The sequence below is a fragment of the Halorubrum sp. SS7 genome, from assembly GCF_005435055.1.
Taxonomy (GTDB): Archaea; Halobacteriota; Halobacteria; order Halobacteriales; family Haloferacaceae; genus Halorubrum; species Halorubrum salinarum.
Genome location: NZ_SGXV01000116.1, coordinates 1 through 1104, shown reverse-complemented (window position 1 = coordinate 1104; position 1104 = coordinate 1). Strand labels below are relative to the sequence as shown.

Genomic DNA, 1104 nt, shown 5'->3' with positions numbered 1-1104 from the left:
AGCGCATGATGAAGAAGATGGGCGGCGAGGGCGGCGGCCTCGGCGACATGATGGGCGGCGGGAAAGGGCCGTTTTAAATAAGATACTGTCCGCGAATCGGTTATCGACCGTTGCTCTCGCGGGTGACGGCGGATTTTTTCAGGCACCCAGCCCTTCGGTTATAAATGGCTGGCTCTGTTGAAATTCTCAACAGGTGACACATTCTGACCCGCTTGCGGTCAATACAGGGTTCTTACAGACCAGATTCGGACTATACCACTCTTAATGCTGTCAAGAACGTCTTGCGAGATACAGAGGATCAGTACAGCAGTGAGTTCCAAGGCTATTTTACTCAGTAGAGAATGGTTAAAATAATGGGTCGATGGGATCGTGCTGTCACTCCTGTTGTCTCGACTATTCTCGTGGTCGCAATTGTGGTAGTTTTAGCTACAACGATTTCCGTGTTTTTGGCTCTGGTGAATCACTAAGCGGCGTCGGCTTCAACCGTGAGAACTTGGAAAATGAAGCGAAAATCGGCGATGCCGTGCGAGCGCGAACGTGGTCTCATAATGTTCGTGAACTCGTCGTGAAATGTGTCATTCACAACATCAAACGTGTTGTGATACCGTGAAATCAACCGCTATATGGCGATTTATCAGAGCAGTCACTGTTGATTCCACATCCCGAGCGCGAGCGAACATCCGGCGAAGGAGACAATCATTTTACTCACGTAGAGAGGTTATTTCACCGTGAATTGGAGGTGGTATCGGATGGCGCTAGTTGCCGCGGTGTTGGTCGCGGGTGTCCTCCGCTTCGAGTGGGACCCACAGCTCTTGCTGTTCGTCTACTGGGTCGAAGCGGGTATCGCGGCCGGTCGGGGCGTCCTCCAATCCCTGTTTGCTGAGCTCCCGCCCTCGGAGGCGTACAGACCGTGCGGCACGAGGATGCCGTTCCCGCTCGCGGCGCTCGCGGACGTCCGCGGCGGCGTCCGCTTGGCGAGTTGGCTCCCCCCGGTGTACCCGCGGAACGTCCCGTACGTTGTCCTAGCGGTGATTCCGATCGCGGCCTTCTGGCCGCTCGCCGGACTCCTCTTGACCGGTGCGGTCGCGCCGGTCGTCACGACGT

At 55.9% G+C, this 1104-nt stretch carries 2 protein-coding genes; both read left to right on the top strand.

All coding sequences use genetic code 11. The annotated features are described in order from the left end of the window. Positions 1 to 341: 341 nt before the first annotated feature. A complete protein-coding gene (locus EXE44_RS22115) occupies positions 342 to 467 on the top strand; it encodes an archaellin/type IV pilin N-terminal domain-containing protein (protein ID WP_092920977.1) in 126 nt (41 codons plus the stop codon). Between the two features lie 282 nt (positions 468 to 749). Further along, positions 750 to 1104, top strand: a 355-nt coding sequence (locus EXE44_RS16965) for a DUF6498-containing protein (RefSeq protein WP_241991867.1), incomplete at its 3' end; no start/stop codon positions are given.